This window comes from Streptomyces sp. NPDC088252 (assembly GCF_044740965.1).
Classification (GTDB): Bacteria; Actinomycetota; Actinomycetes; order Streptomycetales; family Streptomycetaceae; genus Streptomyces.
Window position 1 is genome coordinate 265,494 of record NZ_JBIURS010000010.1, and the last position, 17,433, is coordinate 282,926.

Below are 17,433 nucleotides of genomic sequence, written 5' to 3' on the forward strand. Positions count from 1 at the left end.
CTGCCGCACTGTCAGGTGGCTCTTCCCATGGTTCTCCGGCAAGCAATGGCCTGGGACCGCGATCTCGGAGGTTGCGAGAAAATGCCCACAGTTACCTCGAAACGACGGCTCACCGCTGGTGCGGCCCTCGTGGTCGCGGCGCTGATGACCACCACGGCGTGCGGCGGCGGCAACGGCGGCGACAGCAAGTCGAAGGGTGCCGGCTTCAACGCGGCGTTCAACAAGGTCGCCAACGCGTCCACCAAAAAGGGTGGAACGCTGAAGATGATCGCCAAGCAGGACCTCGACTCCGCCGACCCCCAGCGTGCCTACTACGGCATGGTGTGGGACTTCATGCGCTTCTACACCCGCCAGCTGGTCACGTACGACACCAAGCCGGGCGCCGCTTCCACCAAGCTGGTCGGCGACCTCGCCACCGGCCCCGGTGAGATCACCGACGGCGGCAAGACGTACACGTACAAGCTGCGGGACGGCCTCACTTGGGAGGACGGCTCCAAGCTGACTTCCAAGGACGTCAAGTACGGCATCGAGCGCATCTGGGCGACGGACACCATCACCGGTGGCCCGCAGTATCTGAAGCAGACGCTGGACCCGAAGGGCGAGTACAAGGGCCCCTACAAGGACTCGTCCCCGGACAGGCTCGGTCTGAAGGCGATCGAGACGCCCGATGACAGCACCATCGTCTTCAAGCTGCCCAAGCCCAACGGTGACTTCGAGCAGTTCCTCGCCATGCCGTCCGGCACGCCCGTGAAGGCGTCGAAGGACACCAAGGCGAAGTACACCCAGCGGCCGTTCTCCTCGGGCCCGTACAAGTTCGAGACGTACCAGGCGGGCAAGAGCATCGTGCTCGTCCGTAACGACAAGTGGCAGAAGTCCTCGGACCCGCTGCGCCCTGCGCTGCCGGACAAGATCACCGTGACGTTCTCCGCCAACAAGGAAGAGAACGACAAGAAGCTGATGGAGGGGGACTACGACGTCGACCTCAACGGCACCGGGATGACCCAGTCCGGCCGCGTCACCGCCGTCCAGGACCACAAGGGCAGCGTCGACAACATGCAGACGGCCTTCGTCCGCTATGTCGCGCTGGTCCACACGGCGAAGCCGCTGGACAACGTCCACTGCCGCAAGGCCGTCTTCTACGCCACGAACTTCGCGAGCCTTCAGCAGACCCGTGGTGGTGAGATCGCCGGTGGTGAGATCGCCAACAGCACGCTTCCGGTCTCCATCAAGGGTCACAGCGACTACGACCCGTACGGCGTCCTCGCGCGCAAGGGCAAGCCGGACGAGGCCAAGGCAAAGGATGAGCTGAAGCAGTGTGGTCAGCCGAGTGGCTTCGCCACGAAGATCACCGCTCGTACGAACAACCCGGGCGAGGTCGACGCGGCCGAGGCTCTGCAGGCACAGCTCAAGAAGGTAGGCATCCAGGTCGAGGTCGATGCGCTGGACGGTGCCGAGACCTCCAGCATCACCGGCTCGCCGACCGTCGTGAAGAAGCGCGGCTACGGCATGACGATGAGCGGCTGGGGTCCGGACTTCCCGTCCGGCCAGGGCTTCGGACAGCCGCTGTGGGACAGCCGGTTCCTGTCGGAGACCGGTAACTACAACGAGTCGCAGATCAAGGACCCGCAGATCGACAAGCTCTTCGACAACGCGATCGCGGAGACCGACCCGGACAAGGCCGGCGAGATCTACAAGGCTCTCGACAAGCGAATCCTCGACCAGGCCGATTGGATGCCTTTCCTCTACGAGAAGAACATCACCTGGCGCGGCGATCGACTGACCAACGTCTACATGTCCGACGCCTACAGCGGCCGTTACGACTACGTCTCGCTCGGCGTCGTCAAGTAGTCGCTGTAGTCAACAGCATTTGCAGTCGACCTGGTTGACTGCACCACCGCCGCCGAAACCCGCCAGTCCGAAGGGCAGGTGATGGCCGTGGCCGTGGCCGGGAGCTCCCATAAAGGGCCCCGGCCACCGCCGGGCCGCGCACAGTGCTTGCTTATCTCATCCGGCGCCTGTTCGCCGTAGTCATCATGGTGCTCGTCGTACTGCTCGCGACCTTCACCATCTTCTTCATGCTGCCCAAGTGGGCGGGTCAGGACGTCGCCGTCCTGTTCGCAGGCAAGGCCACGGGTGCCGAGCAGCTCGCAGGCATCCGGGTCAAACTGGGTCTCGACGACCCCCTTCTCGTCCAGTTCTGGGACTTCGTCAAGGGCATCCCGCTGGGGCGCGACTACGCCAACGGTGACGACGTCACCCACTGCGCCGCACCCTGCTTCGGGTACTCCTTCCGCACCGAGGTACCGGTCTGGACCACGCTCAAGGACGCCCTGCCCGTCACCGGCGCGCTCGCCGCCGGCGCCTGCGTCCTGTGGCTCCTCGGCGGGGTCGCCACCGGTGTCGTGTCCGCGCTGCGGCGCGGCAGCATCTGGGACCGTGCCGCGATGACCACCGCCCTCGGCGGCGTCTCCCTGCCGATCTTCTTCACCGGCATGGTCGCGATGGGCCTGTTCGTGCACAACCTCGGCTGGGTGCACATCGCCGACAACCTCTCCACGGACGACGGCATCGGCACCTGGTTCCAGACACTGGTCCTGCCGTGGATCGTGCTCGCCTTCCTGAACGCCGCGATGTACGCCCGGCTCACCAGAGCCACCATGCTCGAAGTGCTCGGCGAGGACTACATCCGTACCGCCCGTGCCAAGGGTCTGGGCGAGGGCACCGTCATCACCCGGCACGCCCTGCGTTCGGCGATGACCCCGATCCTCACCGTCTTCGGCCTCGACATCGGCGTGCTCCTCGGTGGCGCCGTCCTCACCGAGTCCACGTTCAACCTGCCGGGGCTCGGGCTCGCGGCGGTCCAGGCCATCAGCAGCAAGGACCTGCCGGTGATTCTCGGCGTCACCCTGTTCGCGGCTCTCGCGATCGCCGTCGCCAACCTCGTCGTCGACATTCTGTACGCCGTCATCGACCCGCGAGTGAGGCTGGGATGACCGAACTGCACAAGAGCGGTGCCGCGCTGGGCGAACCCGCCCCGGCCGGCTCGCCCGCTCCCACCGCCTTCCTCGAAGTGCGCGACCTCAAGGTGCACTTCCCGACCGACGACGGCCTGGTCAAGTCCGTCGACGGGCTCAACTTCCAGCTGGAGAAGGGCAAGACCCTCGGCATCGTCGGCGAGTCCGGCTCCGGCAAGTCCGTCACGTCGCTGGGCATCATGGGCCTGCACACCACGGGCCAGTACGGAAAGCGCAAGGCGCAGGTCTCCGGCGAGATCTGGCTGGACGGCAAGGAACTGCTGTCCGCGGACCCGGACGAGGTGCGCAGGCTGCGCGGCCGGGACATGGCCATGATCTTCCAGGACCCGCTCTCCGCGCTGCACCCGTACTACACGATCGGCAAGCAGATCGTGGAGGCGTACCGGGTCCACCACGACGTGGACAAGAAGACCGCCCGCAAGCGTGCGATCGAGATGCTCGACCGGGTCGGCATCCCGCAGCCCGACAAGCGTGTCGACAGCTACCCGCACGAGTTCTCCGGCGGGATGCGCCAGCGCGCGATGATCGCCATGTCGCTGGTCAACAACCCCGAGCTGCTGATCGCCGACGAACCGACGACCGCGCTCGACGTGACCGTCCAGGCGCAGATCCTCGACCTGATCAGGGACCTGCAGAAGGAGTTCGGCTCCGCGGTCATCATCATCACCCACGACCTGGGGGTCGTGGCGGAGCTCGCCGACGACCTCCTGGTGATGTACGGCGGGCGCTGCGTGGAGCGCGGACCGGCCGAGAAGGTGTTCTACGAGCCCCGGCACCCCTACACCTGGGGTCTGCTGGGCTCGATGCCGCGCCTCGACCGCGACCAGACCGACCGGCTCATCCCGGTCAAGGGGTCCCCGCCGTCGCTCATCAACATCCCCTCGGGCTGCGCCTTCAACCCGCGCTGTCCGTACGCGGACGTACCCAAGGACGACGTGACCCGCACCGTTCGGCCCGAGCTGCAGGAGGTCGGCAGCCGGCACTGGGCGGCCTGCCACATGTCGCAGGAGCAGCGGGAGCGTATCTGGACCGAAGAGATTGCGCCCAAGCTGTGAGCGAGGACAAGGCCGTGACGAGCGAGGACAAGGGCGTGGACGTTCCGGCGCAGAGGTCTGCAGGGAGCGGCGCGGCGGCCGAGGACGCCGCCTCCCGCGAGGTGCTGCTCAAGGTGACCGGGCTGCAGAAGCACTTCCCTCTCAAGAAGGGGATGCTGCAGCGCAACGCCGGTGCCGTGAAGGCGGTCGACGGGATCGACTTCGAGGTGCGCTCGGGAGAGACCCTGGGCGTGGTCGGGGAGTCCGGCTGCGGAAAGTCGACGATGGGCCGGCTGATCACCCGGCTGCTCGAACCCACCGCGGGGAAGATCGAGTTCGAGGGGAGGGACATCACGCACCTCGGCGTCGGTGCCATGCGCCCGATGCGCCGCGACATGCAGATGATCTTCCAGGACCCGTACTCCTCGCTGAACCCCCGGCACACGATCGGCACGATCGTGGGCGCCCCCTTCAAGCTGCAGGGCGTCACGCCCGAGGGCGGCGTGAGGAAGGAGGTGCAACGGCTGCTGGAGGTCGTGGGCCTCAACCCCGAGCACTACAACCGCTATCCGCACGAGTTCTCCGGCGGCCAGCGCCAGCGCATCGGGATCGCGCGAGCGCTCGCGCTCAACCCCAAGCTGGTCGTGGCGGACGAGCCGGTCTCGGCGCTGGACGTCTCCATCCAGGCCCAGGTCGTGAACCTGCTCGACGACCTCCAGACCGAGCTGGGTCTCACGTACGTGATCATCGCCCATGACCTGTCGGTCGTCCGGCACGTCTCGGACCGGATCGCGGTGATGTACCTCGGCAAGATCGTGGAGCTGGCCGACCGCGAGTCGCTCTACAAGGCGCCGATGCACCCGTACACCAAGGCGCTGCTCTCGGCGGTTCCGATTCCGGACCCGAAGCGCCGTTCGGCCAAGAGCGAGCGCATCCTGCTGAAGGGCGACGTGCCGTCGCCGATCTCGCCGCCCAGCGGCTGCCGATTCCACACCCGGTGCTGGAAGGCCACGGAGGTCTGCAAGACGCAGGAGCCGCCGCTGGTCGCGCTGAAGACCGGACACCAGGTGGCCTGCCACCACCCGGAGAACGCGCCCGACCAGGTGCCCGGTGAGACGGTGACGGCGGCGGCGCGCGAGGCGATCGAGATCGTCACGACGGGGCCGCCGGAGCCGGACGGGGCGCAGGAGGCCAAGGCCGTCACGGCGGCGGAGCCGCAGGCCGCCACGGCGGAGGATCCGGAGTCAGCCGCGGCGCGGAAGCCCGAGGCCGAGGAGGCCGAGGAAGCCGCCCCGGACGGCGGCACCGGATCGTCCGATACGCCGGAGGGCGGTCCGAAGGAGTAGTACCGGCACAATTGCCCGGTGCTCAATGAACTGTTCACGCCCTCCGTCCAGCATGCGCTCGACATCGCCGGGATCTTCGTCTTCGCGATCTCCGGCGCACTGCTCGCCGTACGCAAGAACTTCGATGTCTTCGGCATCGCGGTGCTTGCCGAGGTGACCGCGCTGGGCGGGGGGCTGTTCCGTGACATCGTCATCGGTGCGGTCCCGCCTGCGGCCTTCACGGACCTCGGCTACTTCACCACCCCGCTCCTCGCCGCCGGCCTGGTGTTCTTCCTGCATCCGCACGTCGAACGGATCCAGGTCGGCGTCAACGTCTTCGACGCGGCCGGTCTCGGGCTGTTCTGCGTCACGGGCACGGTCAAGGCGTACGCCTACGGTCTCGGCCTCACGGCGTCGGCGGCCCTGGGGCTGGCCACCGCGGTCGGCGGCGGTGTGCTGCGCGACGTGCTGGCCAACGAGGTGCCTTCGCTGTTGCGCTGGGACCGCGACCTGTACGCGGTGCCCGCGATCGTCGGCGCCACGATGATCGTGCTGTGCATCCGCTTCGGCGTGCTCAACGCCTTCACCAGCGGCACCGCGGTGATCCTGGCGTTCCTGCTGCGGCTGCTCGCGATGCGCTTCCACTGGCGGGCACCGCGCGCCTACAACCGGCGGTCGGCGACGGCCGAGGAGGGACCCGCGACCACCTGACACGGCTCTCGCGGGCCGGTCGACGACGCGCGCCGCCGACATCTTCCGGCCACAAAAAAGCTACCGCTCAGTAATAATATCGGTGTACGGTGCCTCGCATGGCACACGCAGCAGAGCAGGTCGCGCGGACCGCGCAGGCGACCATCGGCGACAGCGAGTTCGACCGCGACACCGCCGTCACCCTTCGAGGAGAAGGCGTCTACGACGCCGAGCTCTCCGCCGGATGGACGATCATCCACGCGGTCAACGGCGGCTACCTGCTCGCCATGCTCGGCCGTGCGCTGGGCGAGGCCCTGCCGCACCCGGACCCCTTCTCGGTCTCCGCGCACTACCTCACCGCCTCCGTCCCGGGGCCCGCGGTGATCCGCACCCAGACGGTCCGCACCGGCCGCACCCTCTCCACCGGCCAGGCCTCCCTCTTCCAGTACGCGCAGGACGGCACCGAGGTCGAGCGCATCCGGGTGATCGCCACCTACGGTGATCTGGGCACGCTGTCCGACGAGGTGCGCACCTCGGCGAAGCCGCCGGCCATCCCGCCGCCGGCGCACTGCCTCGGCCCGGCCGACGGTCCGGCCCCGATCCCCGGCAGCTCCGCCATCACCGAGCGGCTCGACATCAAGCTCGACCCGGCGACGGTCGGCTGGGCCGTCGGCGCCCCCTCGGGCAAGGGCGAGATGCGCGGCTGGTTCGGTCTCGCGGACGGCCGCGACGCCGACCCGCTCTCGCTGCTGCTGACCGTCGACGCACTGCCCCCCACCTCGTTCGAGCTGGGCCTCAAGGGCTGGACGCCGACCGTCGAACTCACCACCCACATCCGCTGCCGCCCCGCCCCCGGCCCGCTGCGTGTCTCCATCACCACCCGCAACCTGGCGGGCGGTTACCTGGAGGAGGACGCGGACGTCTGGGACAGCGCGGACCGGCTGGTGGCCCAGTCCCGCCAACTGGCGCGGGCACCCCGCGCGTAGCCCGTACGGGTGCGGCGCACCGGCGAGCGCGGCCGCGGAGGAAGCTAGTGGCGTGAAATCCGACCGGCTGCTCTCGATCCTCCTGCTGCTCCAGACCCGCGGCCGCGTGCCCGCCGGTGAGCTCGCCGAGCGCCTCGAAGTCTCCGTGCGCACCATCTACCGCGACATCGAGGCACTCTCGGCCGCCGGTGTCCCCGTCTACGCCGAGCGGGGCCGGCACGGCGGCATCGCGCTGCTGCCGGGGTTCCGTACGGACGTCACCGGGCTCACCGCCGACGAGGCGCGCGCCCTGTTCGTCCTCGCCGCGCAGGGCGCCCATGCCGCGCTCGGCCTCGACGCCGCGCTCGGGTCCGCGCTGCGCAAGGTGATGGCCGCCCTGCCCGCGCCGCACCGGCCCGCCGCCGAACTGACCAGCAGACGCATCCTGGTCGACCCGGTGCGCTGGATGAGCGGCCCGCGCCCGGTCGTGGATGTCGCCGAACTGCACGAGGCCGTGTTCGCCGACCGACGGTTGCGGCTGGACTACCGGCACAGCGGTACGCGGACCCCGCGTGCCTACACCGTCGATCCGTACGGCCTCGTCGTGAAGGCGGGCGTCTGGTACCTGGTCGCGGACCGCGACGGGGTGCCGCAGCTCTTCAGGGCGGACCGGGTGCGACGGGCCGCCCCCACCGACGACGCGGTCGTGCGCCGGCCCGGGGTGGAGCTCGCGGAGCTGTGGGACGCGTTGCGCAAGCAGGTCGAGGAGCGGCCCGGCGGCGTACGGCTGCGGGTGCGTGTGCACCGTTCCCGGCTCGATCTGTTCGTACGCCTGCACGCCGGGGCGCTGATCGGGGAGCCGCGGCCCGAGGAGGAGGGGGAGTGGGTGCGGGCCGAGCTGGCCGTCGACTCGGTGGAGTGGGCCCGCTCCCTGCTCTCCTTCGGCCCGAACCTCGAAGTGCTCTCCCCGCCGGAGGCGCGGACCGTGCTCGCCCGTCACGCGGCGGCGGTCGTGGCGCTGTACGGAGAAGCGGGCCGCGGGCCGGACGCGGAGGGCGGATGAGGTCGCGCGCGGGGCCGATGGGATTGCGTGCGCACCCCGGCGGGTCCGGCGGACCGGTTCCGGGCGGGCCTCAGATGTCCGCGTCGTCCAGCCAGTGCAGCCTGCCGCGGGTGACGAGTCTCAGCCGGCGGCGGGCCACCTCCGCCACCCGCTGCTCGCCGCCCGGCCCCGCGTCCAGCAGGGCCGAGGCCGTGATCACCATGTGGTCGACGTACAGGCCGCCCAGCATCAGCAGGTCCTCGTCGCTCCAGCCCCGGGACTGCGGCTCCTCGGCGAGTGCCGCGGCCACCTCCTCGGCGAAGCCTCGCAGTTGGGCCGCTATGGCCTCGCGGACCGGGCCCACGCCGCCGTGCTGCTCACGGGCGATGAAGCGGAAGTGGGCCGGCTGCTCACGTACATGACGTGTGATCAGCTCCACGCCGCGCTCCAGCCGCTCCTCGCTGTCGCCGGTCTCGGCGAGTGTCGCGCCGATCACCCCGTGCAGGCTGCCCAGTGTCTCCTCGACGAGTGCCACGCCGAGTCGGGCGGTGTCGTCGAAGTGCCGGTAGAAGGCGGTGGGTGTGAGTCCCGCGGCCCGGGTCACCTCGCGCAGTCCCAGGCTGCTGAGGCTCTGGTGCTCCAGGAGTCCGAGCGCGGCGTCCAGGAGCGCCTGGCGGGTCCTCAGCTTCTGGGTCCGGCGGATGCCGACGGTGTGACTCATGCCATTCAGTAAACAACTGTTCTCCGGGGTGGGGAAGGAGGAAGCGGTCTAGACTGAGTGGTCAGTGAACAGTCGTACTCTCAAGTGCTCGTGGAGAGCCCGCAGAAAGGCTGAACATGGTCGTCCTCGTCGCCGCCCTGCTCCTGCTCGGAGTCGTACTCGGAGCGGTGGTCCAGATTCCGCTCCCGCTCACCTTCGCGCTCGCCGCCATGATCGGCTGCTGGTTGCTGATCTTCGCCGTACGGGAGTGGCGGGGGGCGCAGCGCGGGCCCCGGTGACCGTCTGTCCGCATTGCCCCCGCATTCCCTTCCGGTTGCCGAATGCCCGATCGCCGATCGTCCGATCACCGATTGAAGGAGCTCGCACCATGACACTCACCGCATCCGTCCGCCGCCCCGCCGGAAAGCCCGCCGGCGGCACCGGCATCGGCGTCGGCACCGGCACCGAGATCGGTGCCGGGACCCCGCCGGGCGGGCGGACGGGCCGTGCCCGGGACGCCGACGGGCTTGCCGTCGCCTCCTTCGTGCTCGGGCTCGTCGGCCTGCTGGTGATGAACATCCTGCTCGGCCCGGCAGCCATCGTCATGGCGGTCATCGCCCTCGCCCGTTCCACCTCCCGGCGCGGTCGTGCCTTCCTCGGGCTCGCCCTCGGCATCGCCGACCTCGTGGTGTTGGCCCTCCTGGTCACCAGCAACGGAACCGTCTCCTGGAACTTCGTCGGCTGACCGAGGCCGAGACGTACGGCCGAGACGTACGGCCGAGACGCACGGCCCGCACTCGGCAGCCGGCGCCGACGGCCCGCACCGGCGGGCTCCGTCGACGCCGTCCCTGACCGGATCGGGCTCCGGATCGGGGTGCGCGATCGAGTGCCCTGCCCGATGCGCGGGCACCGGGCTGCGATGCGCCCGGCATACGCCCCACCGAGGGCTCGTAGAATCGAGCCCACCATGGCCTACCTCGACCACGCCGCGACCACGCCGATGCTTCCGGAGGCGATCGCGGCGATGACCGCCCAGCTCGCCGTCACCGGTAACGCGTCCTCACTGCACGCCGCCGGGCGCCGGGCCCGCCGTACCGTCGAGGAGTCGAGAGAGACCCTCGCCGACGCCCTCGGCGCACGCCCCAGCGAGGTGGTCTTCACCTCCGGCGGCACCGAGGCCGACAACCTCGCGGTGAAGGGCCTGTACTGGGCCCGCCGCGCCGCCGACCCCCGTCGCACCCGGGTGCTGGCCAGCCCGGTCGAGCACCACGCGGTGCTGGACGCCGTGGACTGGCTCGCCGAACACGAGGGCGCGAACGTCGAATACCTCCCCGTCGATCAGCATGGACGCGTCCACCCCGACGTGCTGCGCGAGGCGATCCTCCGCGACCCCGACGACGTCGCGATGGTCACGGTGATGTGGGCCAACAACGAGATCGGCACGATCATGCCGGTACGTGAACTGGCCTCCGTGGCCCGTGAGTTCGACGTACCGATGCATGCCGACGCGGTCCAGGCGTTCGGGCAGCTGGAAGTCGACTTCGCCCGGTCCGGGCTGGCCGCGATGACGGTCAGCGCGCACAAGATCGGCGGACCGTTCGGCATCGGCGCGCTGCTGCTCGGCCGCGCGTACACCCCCGTACCCGTACTTCACGGCGGTGGTCAGGAGCGGCACGTGCGCTCCGGGACGCTCGACGTGCCCGCCATCGCCGCCTTCGCCCTCGCGGGGCGTCTGGCCGCCGACGGCCGCGAGGAATTCGCCCGGGAGATCGGCGGCCTTCGCGACGATCTGGTCGCAGCCGTGCTGGCCGCCGTGCCGGACGCCGTCCTCGGCGGCGACCCGGCCCCGGGCGGCCGACTCCCCGCCAACGCCCACTTCAGCTTCCCCGGCTGCGAGGGCGACTCCCTGCTCCTGCTGCTGGACGCCCAGGGCATCGAATGCTCCACCGGCTCCGCGTGCACCGCCGGAATCGCCCAGCCGAGCCATGTCCTGCTGGCCACCGGCACCGACCCGGACCTGGCCCGGGGCACTCTGCGCTTCTCGCTCGGCCACACGTCCACCAAGCAGGACATCGACGAGGTGGCCCGCGCGATCGGACCGGCGGTGGAGCGGGCACGGACGGCGGGACTCAGCTGAAACCGGGCCCGTCCCCCAGCCGCTCCGTCCTCAGGCGCCGGACGGCTTCGCACGTGCCGCCCGGACCAGCTTCAGATAGCGGTCCCAGTCCCAGTGCTTCCCCGGATCGGTGTGATCCGTGCCCGGCACTTCCACGTGCCCGATGATGTGCTCGCGGTCCACCGGTATCCCGTACCGCCCGCATATCGCCGCCGCCAGCCGCGCCGACGCCCCGTACATCGCCGCCGTGAAGTCCTGCGGACGGTCCACGAAGCCCTCGTGCTCGATGCCGACGCTGCGTTCGTTGTACGACCTGTTCCCCGCGTGGAACGCCACATCGAGCTCACGGATCATCTGCGTCACATGGCCGTCCTTGCGCACCACGTAGTGCGCCGCCGCCCCGTGCCCCGGGTCCTGGAAGGCCTTCACCGCGCCCCGGTAGCCGCCCTGGGTGACATGGATGACCACCCGGTCGACCGGATAGTCCGCGGGGCGGTCGGCTCGCCGCCAGTTCGCCGGGGACGCCGATATCCATTCGGCCCGCGCGAAGTCCACCTCGCCGGGCGTCCGGGGCTTGTCCACCCCGGGCAGCCGCCACCAGGCGCGCTCCAGCTTCTCCCGCGCCAGCGCGGCCGTACCCACCGCCGTGACGGCGGCGCCGATCAGCAGCCCGCGCCGACCGATGCCGTGCCCGGGCTTCGCCGCCGCGGAGCCCTTGGCGCCCGCCGTCCCCTTGGTCCCCATGTGATCCACAACGCATATCCGGGAGCGTTCGGTTCCCGGAGCCCCGTACTCTGGTGGAGCTATGACTCAGACTTCCCAGCGCCCCCTCCGTGTGCTCGCCGCCATGTCCGGCGGTGTCGACTCCGCCGTCGCCGCGGCCCGCGCCGCAGAGGCGGGTCACGACGTGACCGGTGTGCACCTCGCCCTCTCCGCGAACCCGCAGTCCTTCCGTACCGGGGCGCGCGGCTGTTGCACGATCGAGGACTCCCGCGACGCGCGCCGCGCCGCGGACGTCATCGGCATCCCGTTCTACGTCTGGGACCTGGCGGAACGCTTCCGCGAGGACGTCGTGGACGACTTCATCGCCGAGTACGAGGCGGGGCGCACCCCGAACCCGTGTCTGCGCTGCAACGAGAAGATCAAATTCGCCGCGCTGCTCGACAAGGCCCTCGCGCTCGGCTTCGACGCCGTGTGCACCGGCCACTACGCCACGGTCGTACTGCGTGAGGACGGCAGCCGCGAACTGCACCGTGCCTCCGACATGGCCAAGGACCAGTCGTACGTCCTCGGTGTGCTGGACGAGAAGCAGCTCGCCCACGCGATGTTCCCGCTCGGCGACACCCTCACCACCAAGGACGAGATCCGCGCGGAGGCCGAGCGCCGGGGCCTCGCCGTCGCCAAGAAGCCCGACAGCCACGACATCTGCTTCATCGCCGACGGCGACACGCAGGGCTTCCTGGCGAGCCGGCTCGGTACCGCCGAGGGCGACATCGTCGACGAGTCCGGCACGAAGGTCGGCACCCACGAGGGCGCCTTCGGCTTCACCATCGGCCAGCGCAAGGGGCTGCGCATCGGCCACCCCGCCCCGGACGGCAAGCCGCGCTACGTCCTGGACATCTCCCCGGTGAACAACACCGTGACGGTCGGCCCGGTCGAGTCCCTCGACGTCACCGCGCTCACCGCCATCAGGCCCCGCTGGTGCGGCAACGCCCCGACCGGCGCCGGCACGTACACCGCCCAGCTGCGCGCCCACGGCGGCGAGACCGAGGTGACGGCGGAACTGGTCGACGGCACGCTGAACGTCACCTTCACCGAGCCGGTACGGGGCGTGGCCCCCGGCCAGGCGGTCGTGCTCTACGACGGCACCCGCGTCGTCGGCTCGGCGACGATCGCGACGACGGTGCGGCGGGAGACCGCGGCGGCCGGCTGACCGGCGGGGCCGGTACAGAGCCCATTCCAACCCGACGGAGTGGCCGGGCGGTTGGTGGACGGCTTACGAAGCGAAGCTCCTGGTAGACGGGTTCACGACATCGGCGGTCCACCGGGAGTGCTCTCGAACCTGGGCTCGACGAACAGCGCCAGGTAAGTCCCGCCGCGCCCCGGCCACCGATGAACGCGCACACCAGAGGCTCGCCCACACCTCTCTCCGGGGGTGCCGCTCTGGCTTCGATCCGCTTCCGCCTGGCCATCGCCGCCTGAGCCCGTGGGTCACTCACTGGCGCTACGCTGTAAGGAGTTGACGCAGCGCCAGTGGAGCGGACGGGGGACCACGTGACGCAGGACGAGGGCCGGATGGACGTGGACTCCATAGTCCGGGCGGCTGCGGAGGTTGCGAAGGTCGCTGAGGAACGCGGCACGCCTATTAACCACTACATCGCCGCTGGCAACATGGCCATCAACCTTGGTCGGATTGAAGGTGACCAGCACGCATCCGACCAGGATCTGTCAGGTGGGGCCGAACCCGCTGCGGCTGCGTCCACACGACCGGAGTCGTTGGCGGAGCAGCGGCAGAAGTTCCACTTTGAGTTCCTGAACCACTCGCTCAAGCAAGCCGAGTGGACGTTCCGCTTGAGCGTTTGGTTTATGACGGGCGGTGCTCTGGTGATCCTTGCGGGGGCGGTCCTGGCGCTCGTGTATGCCGGGAACCCAGACGTCAGCTTCCTGCCGTACGTTACGGCCCTGACGGGTGCGCTGATCACAGTTGGGGGCGGAGCGTTGGCGTTGCATTCGAAGCGCACGATGGCCAACCTCACGAAGCAGGCGGAGCACAACGAAGGCAAGATCGATGTTGATCACAAGCTCGAAATGGCCACGATCTTCATTGACCGTGTGGACGACCCGGAGCGCAAGGACCGGCTCAACTCGGCCGCAGCGATGAAGGCGCTCGACATGCAGTCGAGTCCAGAGGTGATGGTCGACCGCCTCTTGCCTGGGCAGGAGCCCCGGCGGCTCGGTGAGATCGAGCCGGGCGGTTCCGCCCGCTGAACAGCACGAGGCCCCCGGAGATACCGCCGGGGGCCTCGTGCGTACTCGCTGGGCCTGGGGGCCGGGGCGGGGGCTCGTACGCTCCGTGGTGCCACCGGAGGCCGGGACGACCTACGCGGAAGGCTGGGACTGCGATCCCTCCGGTTGTTCTTCCTCAGTGCGCTCCTGCCTCAGGTCACGCCAGGCGATCCGAGCACGACGTGCCGAAGCGAAAACGTCGGGCAACTGGTCGAGGAACCCTCGGATGGCGAAGAGCAGGATCGACAGCACACCAAAGAATGCGAGGATGCCGAGCGTCACGGCCGCGTCCAACAGTCTCAGTACCTTTCAGACAGGTGACCGAGCCGGGTCTCTTGCGCAGGGCATTCGTCAGCTCGGCCACGGTGAAGTGGCTCGAACCGAGAAGCCCCACGCTCGACGCAACGCTGGGTGTCTCAGTGGCCGAGGCGGGTGCGCTCGGCAATACAGTGGTTGGTGCGCTAAGTCCGTGGCGAGTCGAATGCTCCTCAAGCGACTTTGCGAGCCGACATCGATTGGATGTGACCGGCAGGTATCCAACCCGCCTGTCTCATCCCGGTCTCGCGCCTCCTGGAACGCCCTGCACCATCTGGATGCAGATCACAAGAAGCGAAGCAAAGGGCTTCGACTGCGTGCGAGAGCTTGCAACCTCCCACACGCAGAACTGATGGTAGGTCAAGCGCACTCGGTCGCGCAGCTCCACCTGGCACAAGTGAGCCCCGTCTCAGTCGGATTGACTGGACGGGGCTCAGGTGCCGGAGACCGGGGCGACCTACGCGGCGATGGGCGGCTCCTCGTCATGTGCCGGGGGCGGCAGCTCCTCGTCAATCCGGGGCGGAAGCTCGGGCCCCTTGAAGCGCTGCCAGGCGTCGCGGACTCGACTGGCCGAGTCCATCATCTCTGGGATCTGGTCGAGCAGCCCCTTCAGAGCGAAGAGGAGGATCGAGGCCACGCCAGCGGTGGCGAGAATGGTGTTGGTAGCGGTGTCGTCCACCGACCCTTGCCTTCCCTGTCATGGGTCGGATCGGGTGGGCAGGCAGCCTCGATCCGAACCCAACGGTTCGGAACGAGACACCTGCGCCGACGCGGTACGCGGATGTTCTCGGGTGCGGCCCCGGGAGGGCCGCCGTGCAGCAAGATTCAAAAATGCAGAAGTATGTATGTAGGTCGCGCCATCCAAACTGCTTTGCCTACGCGTCTCGGGTGCCTTGCACCCCGGGCTCATCAGGTTCGGACGGTCCTGAACGCCTCGTTCAGGCGACCAAGTGCGCGTTTGATGCAGTACGTATGTGTGTGTATGTATATATGTGAGTTCAGCAATCTTACCGATGTCAATCATACCATCGGGTGATGCGCCGTCAAATATAACGCCACCCCGTCATTTAGCAGTTGATATGACGGAGCGGCGGGCTGGGTGTAACTACTCAATAGCCTGGATCTTTCGTGGCGGGCTGCCGGATCTTCCGGCGGTCCGTTTTGGGCTGTCGCGCTGGTGACTGGCAGAACTGCGGCCCGGCTGTCGCGTCGGGTGGGCGCCGGGTTCCACGTTCCGGTGATGCAGTTCAGGCTCGTTGGGACGGGTCGTTGTTTCTGATCACTCAGGGTTCGGGAGGGCGTTGAGCCGCTGGATCGCGCCTGTGATGACGTCGGTCCAGGGCCAGTGGCGGGTGAACCGCAGGTATCGCCGGCGGCCGGTGGTGACAAGCTGGGCGGCGGCGGAGAACAGGCGAAGTCGCAGGCGGTGGGGCTCCCAGAGACGTGGTTTGCCTGCCAGGGCGAGCATCGGCAACCAGGCCAGCATCCACAGCCGATACAAGACCTGGCGTACCTGCGGCGTCTGAGGCGAGGTCATGGCCGCCCTGCTCGACGCGGGGTCACCCGTGTGGACGACACCGTCCCTGGTGCCGCCGCTGCGGGTAGAGGGGAGGGCCGATCCCTCTGTCCTGACCGGCGCCGACATCCAGGAAGAATGGGTGCCCGCCCGAACGGATCTCCCTGCCCCTCCCACCCACCGCACCTCCGCCGGCGTCACATTGAAGTTGTCCGGGTATCGGAATATACGAGGTGCGACGTGCGCCCGTTTTCGATTGCGTTCGGAGGGTCGCCGAAACGGCAGCAGAGCCGCTACCAGATGGCGAAGGGGAAGTGCGCCACCAAATCAGGGGCGCCAGGCCGGGCCTGACGCGGTGGCCGTCCGGGTGTCTCTCCCGGAGTTCGGTGTTTCTCGATCAGCTGAGACCGATCCCGTCGGCCTTCACTCCGAGCACCAGCGCACGGAGTGCGGCCCGGTTCGTCGTGACGACGCGTTCCGGGCTCTCGCTCTCGCGGATCGCGATGTCTGTGCCCTCTGCTGCGGCAACCTCGACGCAGTTGTTGCCTCCTGCGTCGGAGAACGACGACTTCTGCCAGTGCAGGCCGGACACGTGAGACACCTCTACAACTCTCTGAGGACCGAGCGGATGATATCCCTGGACTTGACGGGAGTCAACGCCACCTTCTCGACCATGTCCAGCCTGGTACGGAAGTTCGCCAACTGTGTTGGGGAATCGATGAAGACGGCTCCGGTGGGCGAGTCCAACTGCACCGTGTCCAGATGCCGATTGGGAGCCTCTGCGTACAGGACGGATGAGTCGCCGAGGAGCGGGAAGCCGCCGGCTGCGAACGGGATGACGTGCAGCGTGACATTGGGGCGTTCACTTGCATCCAGCAGCTGCAGAAGCTGAGCGCGTGTGACACCGAGGCCTCCGATCTGCATCCTGATCGCGGCTTCGTGGATCACGCCGGTGTAGGGGATCGGGTGCTCTCCGGTGACCACTGACTGGCGGGCCAAGCGGTGTGCCACGCGTAGCTCGATTTCGAGGCGTGGCATGGCCGGGACGAAGAGTTCGAAAATTGCGCGTGCATGGTCCTCGGTATGAAACAGGCCAGGAAGGTGGGCGATCTGGACGGTTCGTAGGCGCACGGCGTAGTGCTCAAGGGCCGATACGTCCAGAAAGCCTGGCGGGATCTTGCCCCGGTACTCCTCCCACCAGCCTGACTTCCGTCCGCCGGTCAGCCCGGCCAGTGCGTCGACAAGGGAGGAGTCGTTGCACTCGTAGATGCTGGCGAGTCGATGCAGGCGCTCTTCGCTGATGCCGAAGCGGCCGGCTTCCACGTTGGAGATGACTGTGCGGTCGGTGCCCAGGAGATCGGCCGCTGCAGGGGCGGTCATTCCTGCCCCTTCGCGTAGCCGCCGAAGTTCGATGCCGAATCGACGTTGCAGGATGGTTGGGGTCTGTCGCGGTGCCATGCGCCCTCTCCTTGGTTCGCGCACAGTGTGCCTATTCAGAGTGCGACGTTCCACCGAGTGCGGGAAGTTAACTCTACGGAGTGACTTGGTAGCACCGTTATGAGTTTCTCTCTTACTCTGTGATGCGTGCCACTCGCGCAGTCGATGACGGAAGCGCACCGATCCACCCCGCCCGCCCGGGAGCGGCGGGCCTCGGACCGGCATTGCCACCGCCACCCCAACCGCAACCAC

At 68.6% G+C, this 17,433-nt stretch carries 18 protein-coding genes and 1 pseudogene; 12 read left to right on the plus strand and 7 right to left on the minus strand.

From position 1 onward, the window contains the following. Positions 1 to 81: 81 nt before the first annotated feature. From ACIOHC_RS22505 to ACIOHC_RS22535, 7 genes are all read left to right on the plus strand, one after another. Positions 82 to 1,848 carry an ABC transporter substrate-binding protein gene (locus tag ACIOHC_RS22505; protein ID WP_351074607.1) on the plus strand — a complete coding sequence of 589 codons (1,767 nt, stop codon included), beginning with the start codon at positions 82 to 84 and terminating at the stop codon, positions 1,846 to 1,848. Between the two features lie 143 nt (positions 1,849 to 1,991). Then, positions 1,992 to 2,993 (plus strand): ABC transporter permease, encoded by a 1,002-nt coding sequence (locus ACIOHC_RS22510; RefSeq protein ID WP_351074605.1) that lies wholly within the window; start codon positions 1,992 to 1,994, stop codon positions 2,991 to 2,993. Then, entirely contained in the window at positions 2,990 to 4,090 is a 1,101-nt protein-coding gene (locus ACIOHC_RS22515) for an ABC transporter ATP-binding protein (protein WP_351074603.1), read from the plus strand. Before ACIOHC_RS22510 ends, ACIOHC_RS22515 begins: the two co-directional genes overlap by 4 nt. A gap of 35 nt (positions 4,091 to 4,125) precedes the next feature. Beyond that, positions 4,126 to 5,415, plus strand: a complete 1,290-nt coding sequence (locus tag ACIOHC_RS22520) for an ABC transporter ATP-binding protein (protein ID WP_401843746.1) — start codon at positions 4,126 to 4,128, stop codon at positions 5,413 to 5,415. Between the two features lie 18 nt (positions 5,416 to 5,433). Continuing rightward, positions 5,434 to 6,105: a trimeric intracellular cation channel family protein gene (locus ACIOHC_RS22525; protein ID WP_351074599.1), complete on the plus strand. Its 672-nt coding sequence runs from the start codon at positions 5,434 to 5,436 to the stop codon at positions 6,103 to 6,105. 98 nt (positions 6,106 to 6,203) lie between these two features. Then, complete coding sequence (locus tag ACIOHC_RS22530; protein WP_351074597.1) at positions 6,204 to 7,070, plus strand: thioesterase family protein; 867 nt, start codon at positions 6,204 to 6,206, stop codon at positions 7,068 to 7,070. A gap of 52 nt (positions 7,071 to 7,122) precedes the next feature. Then, positions 7,123 to 8,112, plus strand: a complete 990-nt coding sequence (locus tag ACIOHC_RS22535) for a YafY family protein (RefSeq protein ID WP_351074595.1) — start codon at positions 7,123 to 7,125, stop codon at positions 8,110 to 8,112. Between the two features lie 70 nt (positions 8,113 to 8,182). Here ACIOHC_RS22535 and ACIOHC_RS22540 read toward each other — a convergent pair whose 3' ends face one another. Beyond that, on the minus strand, positions 8,183 to 8,812 hold the full coding sequence (locus ACIOHC_RS22540; protein WP_351074593.1) for a TetR family transcriptional regulator: 630 nt from the start codon (positions 8,810 to 8,812) through the stop codon (positions 8,183 to 8,185). A gap of 116 nt (positions 8,813 to 8,928) precedes the next feature. Between ACIOHC_RS22540 and ACIOHC_RS22545 the strand changes: the two genes are divergently transcribed. From ACIOHC_RS22545 to ACIOHC_RS22555, 3 genes are all read left to right on the plus strand, one after another. Next, positions 8,929 to 9,090 (plus strand): hypothetical protein, encoded by a 162-nt coding sequence (locus ACIOHC_RS22545; RefSeq protein WP_351074591.1) that lies wholly within the window; start codon positions 8,929 to 8,931, stop codon positions 9,088 to 9,090. Between the two features lie 89 nt (positions 9,091 to 9,179). Beyond that, positions 9,180 to 9,536 (plus strand): DUF4190 domain-containing protein, encoded by a 357-nt coding sequence (locus ACIOHC_RS22550; RefSeq protein WP_389636690.1) that lies wholly within the window; start codon positions 9,180 to 9,182, stop codon positions 9,534 to 9,536. 222 nt (positions 9,537 to 9,758) lie between these two features. Next, positions 9,759 to 10,928 (plus strand): cysteine desulfurase family protein, encoded by a 1,170-nt coding sequence (locus tag ACIOHC_RS22555; protein WP_365690984.1) that lies wholly within the window; start codon positions 9,759 to 9,761, stop codon positions 10,926 to 10,928. A 30-nt stretch (positions 10,929 to 10,958) separates the two neighbouring features. Here the strand turns inward: ACIOHC_RS22555 and ACIOHC_RS22560 are convergent, their stop codons facing one another. Beyond that, positions 10,959 to 11,651 (minus strand): N-acetylmuramoyl-L-alanine amidase, encoded by a 693-nt coding sequence (locus tag ACIOHC_RS22560; RefSeq protein WP_401843699.1) that lies wholly within the window; start codon positions 11,649 to 11,651, stop codon positions 10,959 to 10,961. 61 nt (positions 11,652 to 11,712) lie between these two features. Between ACIOHC_RS22560 and mnmA the strand changes: the two genes are divergently transcribed. Both mnmA and ACIOHC_RS22570 read left to right on the plus strand, forming a co-directional pair. Then, positions 11,713 to 12,840: a tRNA 2-thiouridine(34) synthase MnmA gene (gene mnmA, locus ACIOHC_RS22565; RefSeq protein ID WP_365690982.1), complete on the plus strand. Its 1,128-nt coding sequence runs from the start codon at positions 11,713 to 11,715 to the stop codon at positions 12,838 to 12,840. Between the two features lie 341 nt (positions 12,841 to 13,181). Then, on the plus strand, positions 13,182 to 13,895 hold the full coding sequence (locus tag ACIOHC_RS22570) for a hypothetical protein (protein WP_389636688.1): 714 nt from the start codon (positions 13,182 to 13,184) through the stop codon (positions 13,893 to 13,895). A gap of 111 nt (positions 13,896 to 14,006) precedes the next feature. Here the strand turns inward: ACIOHC_RS22570 and ACIOHC_RS22575 are convergent, their stop codons facing one another. The 5 genes and pseudogenes from ACIOHC_RS22575 to ACIOHC_RS22595 all read right to left on the minus strand — a co-directional run bounded on the left by ACIOHC_RS22575 (position 14,007) and on the right by ACIOHC_RS22595 (position 17,202). Continuing rightward, the gene (locus tag ACIOHC_RS22575; protein ID WP_365690980.1) at positions 14,007 to 14,195 is read right to left on the minus strand and encodes a hypothetical protein; all 189 of its coding nucleotides are present in this window, start codon (positions 14,193 to 14,195) and stop codon (positions 14,007 to 14,009) included. A gap of 490 nt (positions 14,196 to 14,685) precedes the next feature. Then, complete coding sequence (locus ACIOHC_RS22580; protein WP_389636687.1) at positions 14,686 to 14,907, minus strand: hypothetical protein; 222 nt, start codon at positions 14,905 to 14,907, stop codon at positions 14,686 to 14,688. 600 nt (positions 14,908 to 15,507) lie between these two features. Further along, positions 15,508 to 15,720: pseudogene (locus ACIOHC_RS22585) on the minus strand (transposase); the annotation flags it as partial. Between the two features lie 421 nt (positions 15,721 to 16,141). After that, positions 16,142 to 16,345 carry a DUF397 domain-containing protein gene (locus tag ACIOHC_RS22590; RefSeq protein ID WP_351074577.1) on the minus strand — a complete coding sequence of 68 codons (204 nt, stop codon included), beginning with the start codon at positions 16,343 to 16,345 and terminating at the stop codon, positions 16,142 to 16,144. A gap of 2 nt (positions 16,346 to 16,347) precedes the next feature. Next, on the minus strand, positions 16,348 to 17,202 hold the full coding sequence (locus tag ACIOHC_RS22595; protein WP_389636686.1) for a helix-turn-helix domain-containing protein: 855 nt from the start codon (positions 17,200 to 17,202) through the stop codon (positions 16,348 to 16,350). Between the last annotated feature and the right edge of the window lie 231 nt (positions 17,203 to 17,433).

Bases quoted from the DNA above. Each gene is read 5' to 3' on its own strand.
- ACIOHC_RS22505 (WP_351074607.1), top strand. From the start codon at position 82: ATGCCCACAGTTACCTCGAAACGACGGCTCACCGCTGGTGCGGCCCTC.
- ACIOHC_RS22515 (WP_351074603.1), top strand. From the start codon at position 2,990: ATGACCGAACTGCACAAGAGCGGTGCCGCGCTGGGCGAACCCGCCCCG.
- ACIOHC_RS22530 (WP_351074597.1), top strand. From the start codon at position 6,204: ATGGCACACGCAGCAGAGCAGGTCGCGCGGACCGCGCAGGCGACCATC.
- ACIOHC_RS22540 (WP_351074593.1), bottom strand. From the start codon at position 8,812: ATGAGTCACACCGTCGGCATCCGCCGGACCCAGAAGCTGAGGACCCGC.
- ACIOHC_RS22545 (WP_351074591.1), top strand. From the start codon at position 8,929: ATGGTCGTCCTCGTCGCCGCCCTGCTCCTGCTCGGAGTCGTACTCGGA.
- ACIOHC_RS22550 (WP_389636690.1), top strand. From the start codon at position 9,180: ATGACACTCACCGCATCCGTCCGCCGCCCCGCCGGAAAGCCCGCCGGC.
- ACIOHC_RS22555 (WP_365690984.1), top strand. From the start codon at position 9,759: ATGGCCTACCTCGACCACGCCGCGACCACGCCGATGCTTCCGGAGGCG.
- ACIOHC_RS22560 (WP_401843699.1), bottom strand. From the start codon at position 11,651: ATGGGGACCAAGGGGACGGCGGGCGCCAAGGGCTCCGCGGCGGCGAAG.
- mnmA (WP_365690982.1), top strand. From the start codon at position 11,713: ATGACTCAGACTTCCCAGCGCCCCCTCCGTGTGCTCGCCGCCATGTCC.
- ACIOHC_RS22595 (WP_389636686.1), bottom strand. From the start codon at position 17,202: ATGGCACCGCGACAGACCCCAACCATCCTGCAACGTCGATTCGGCATC.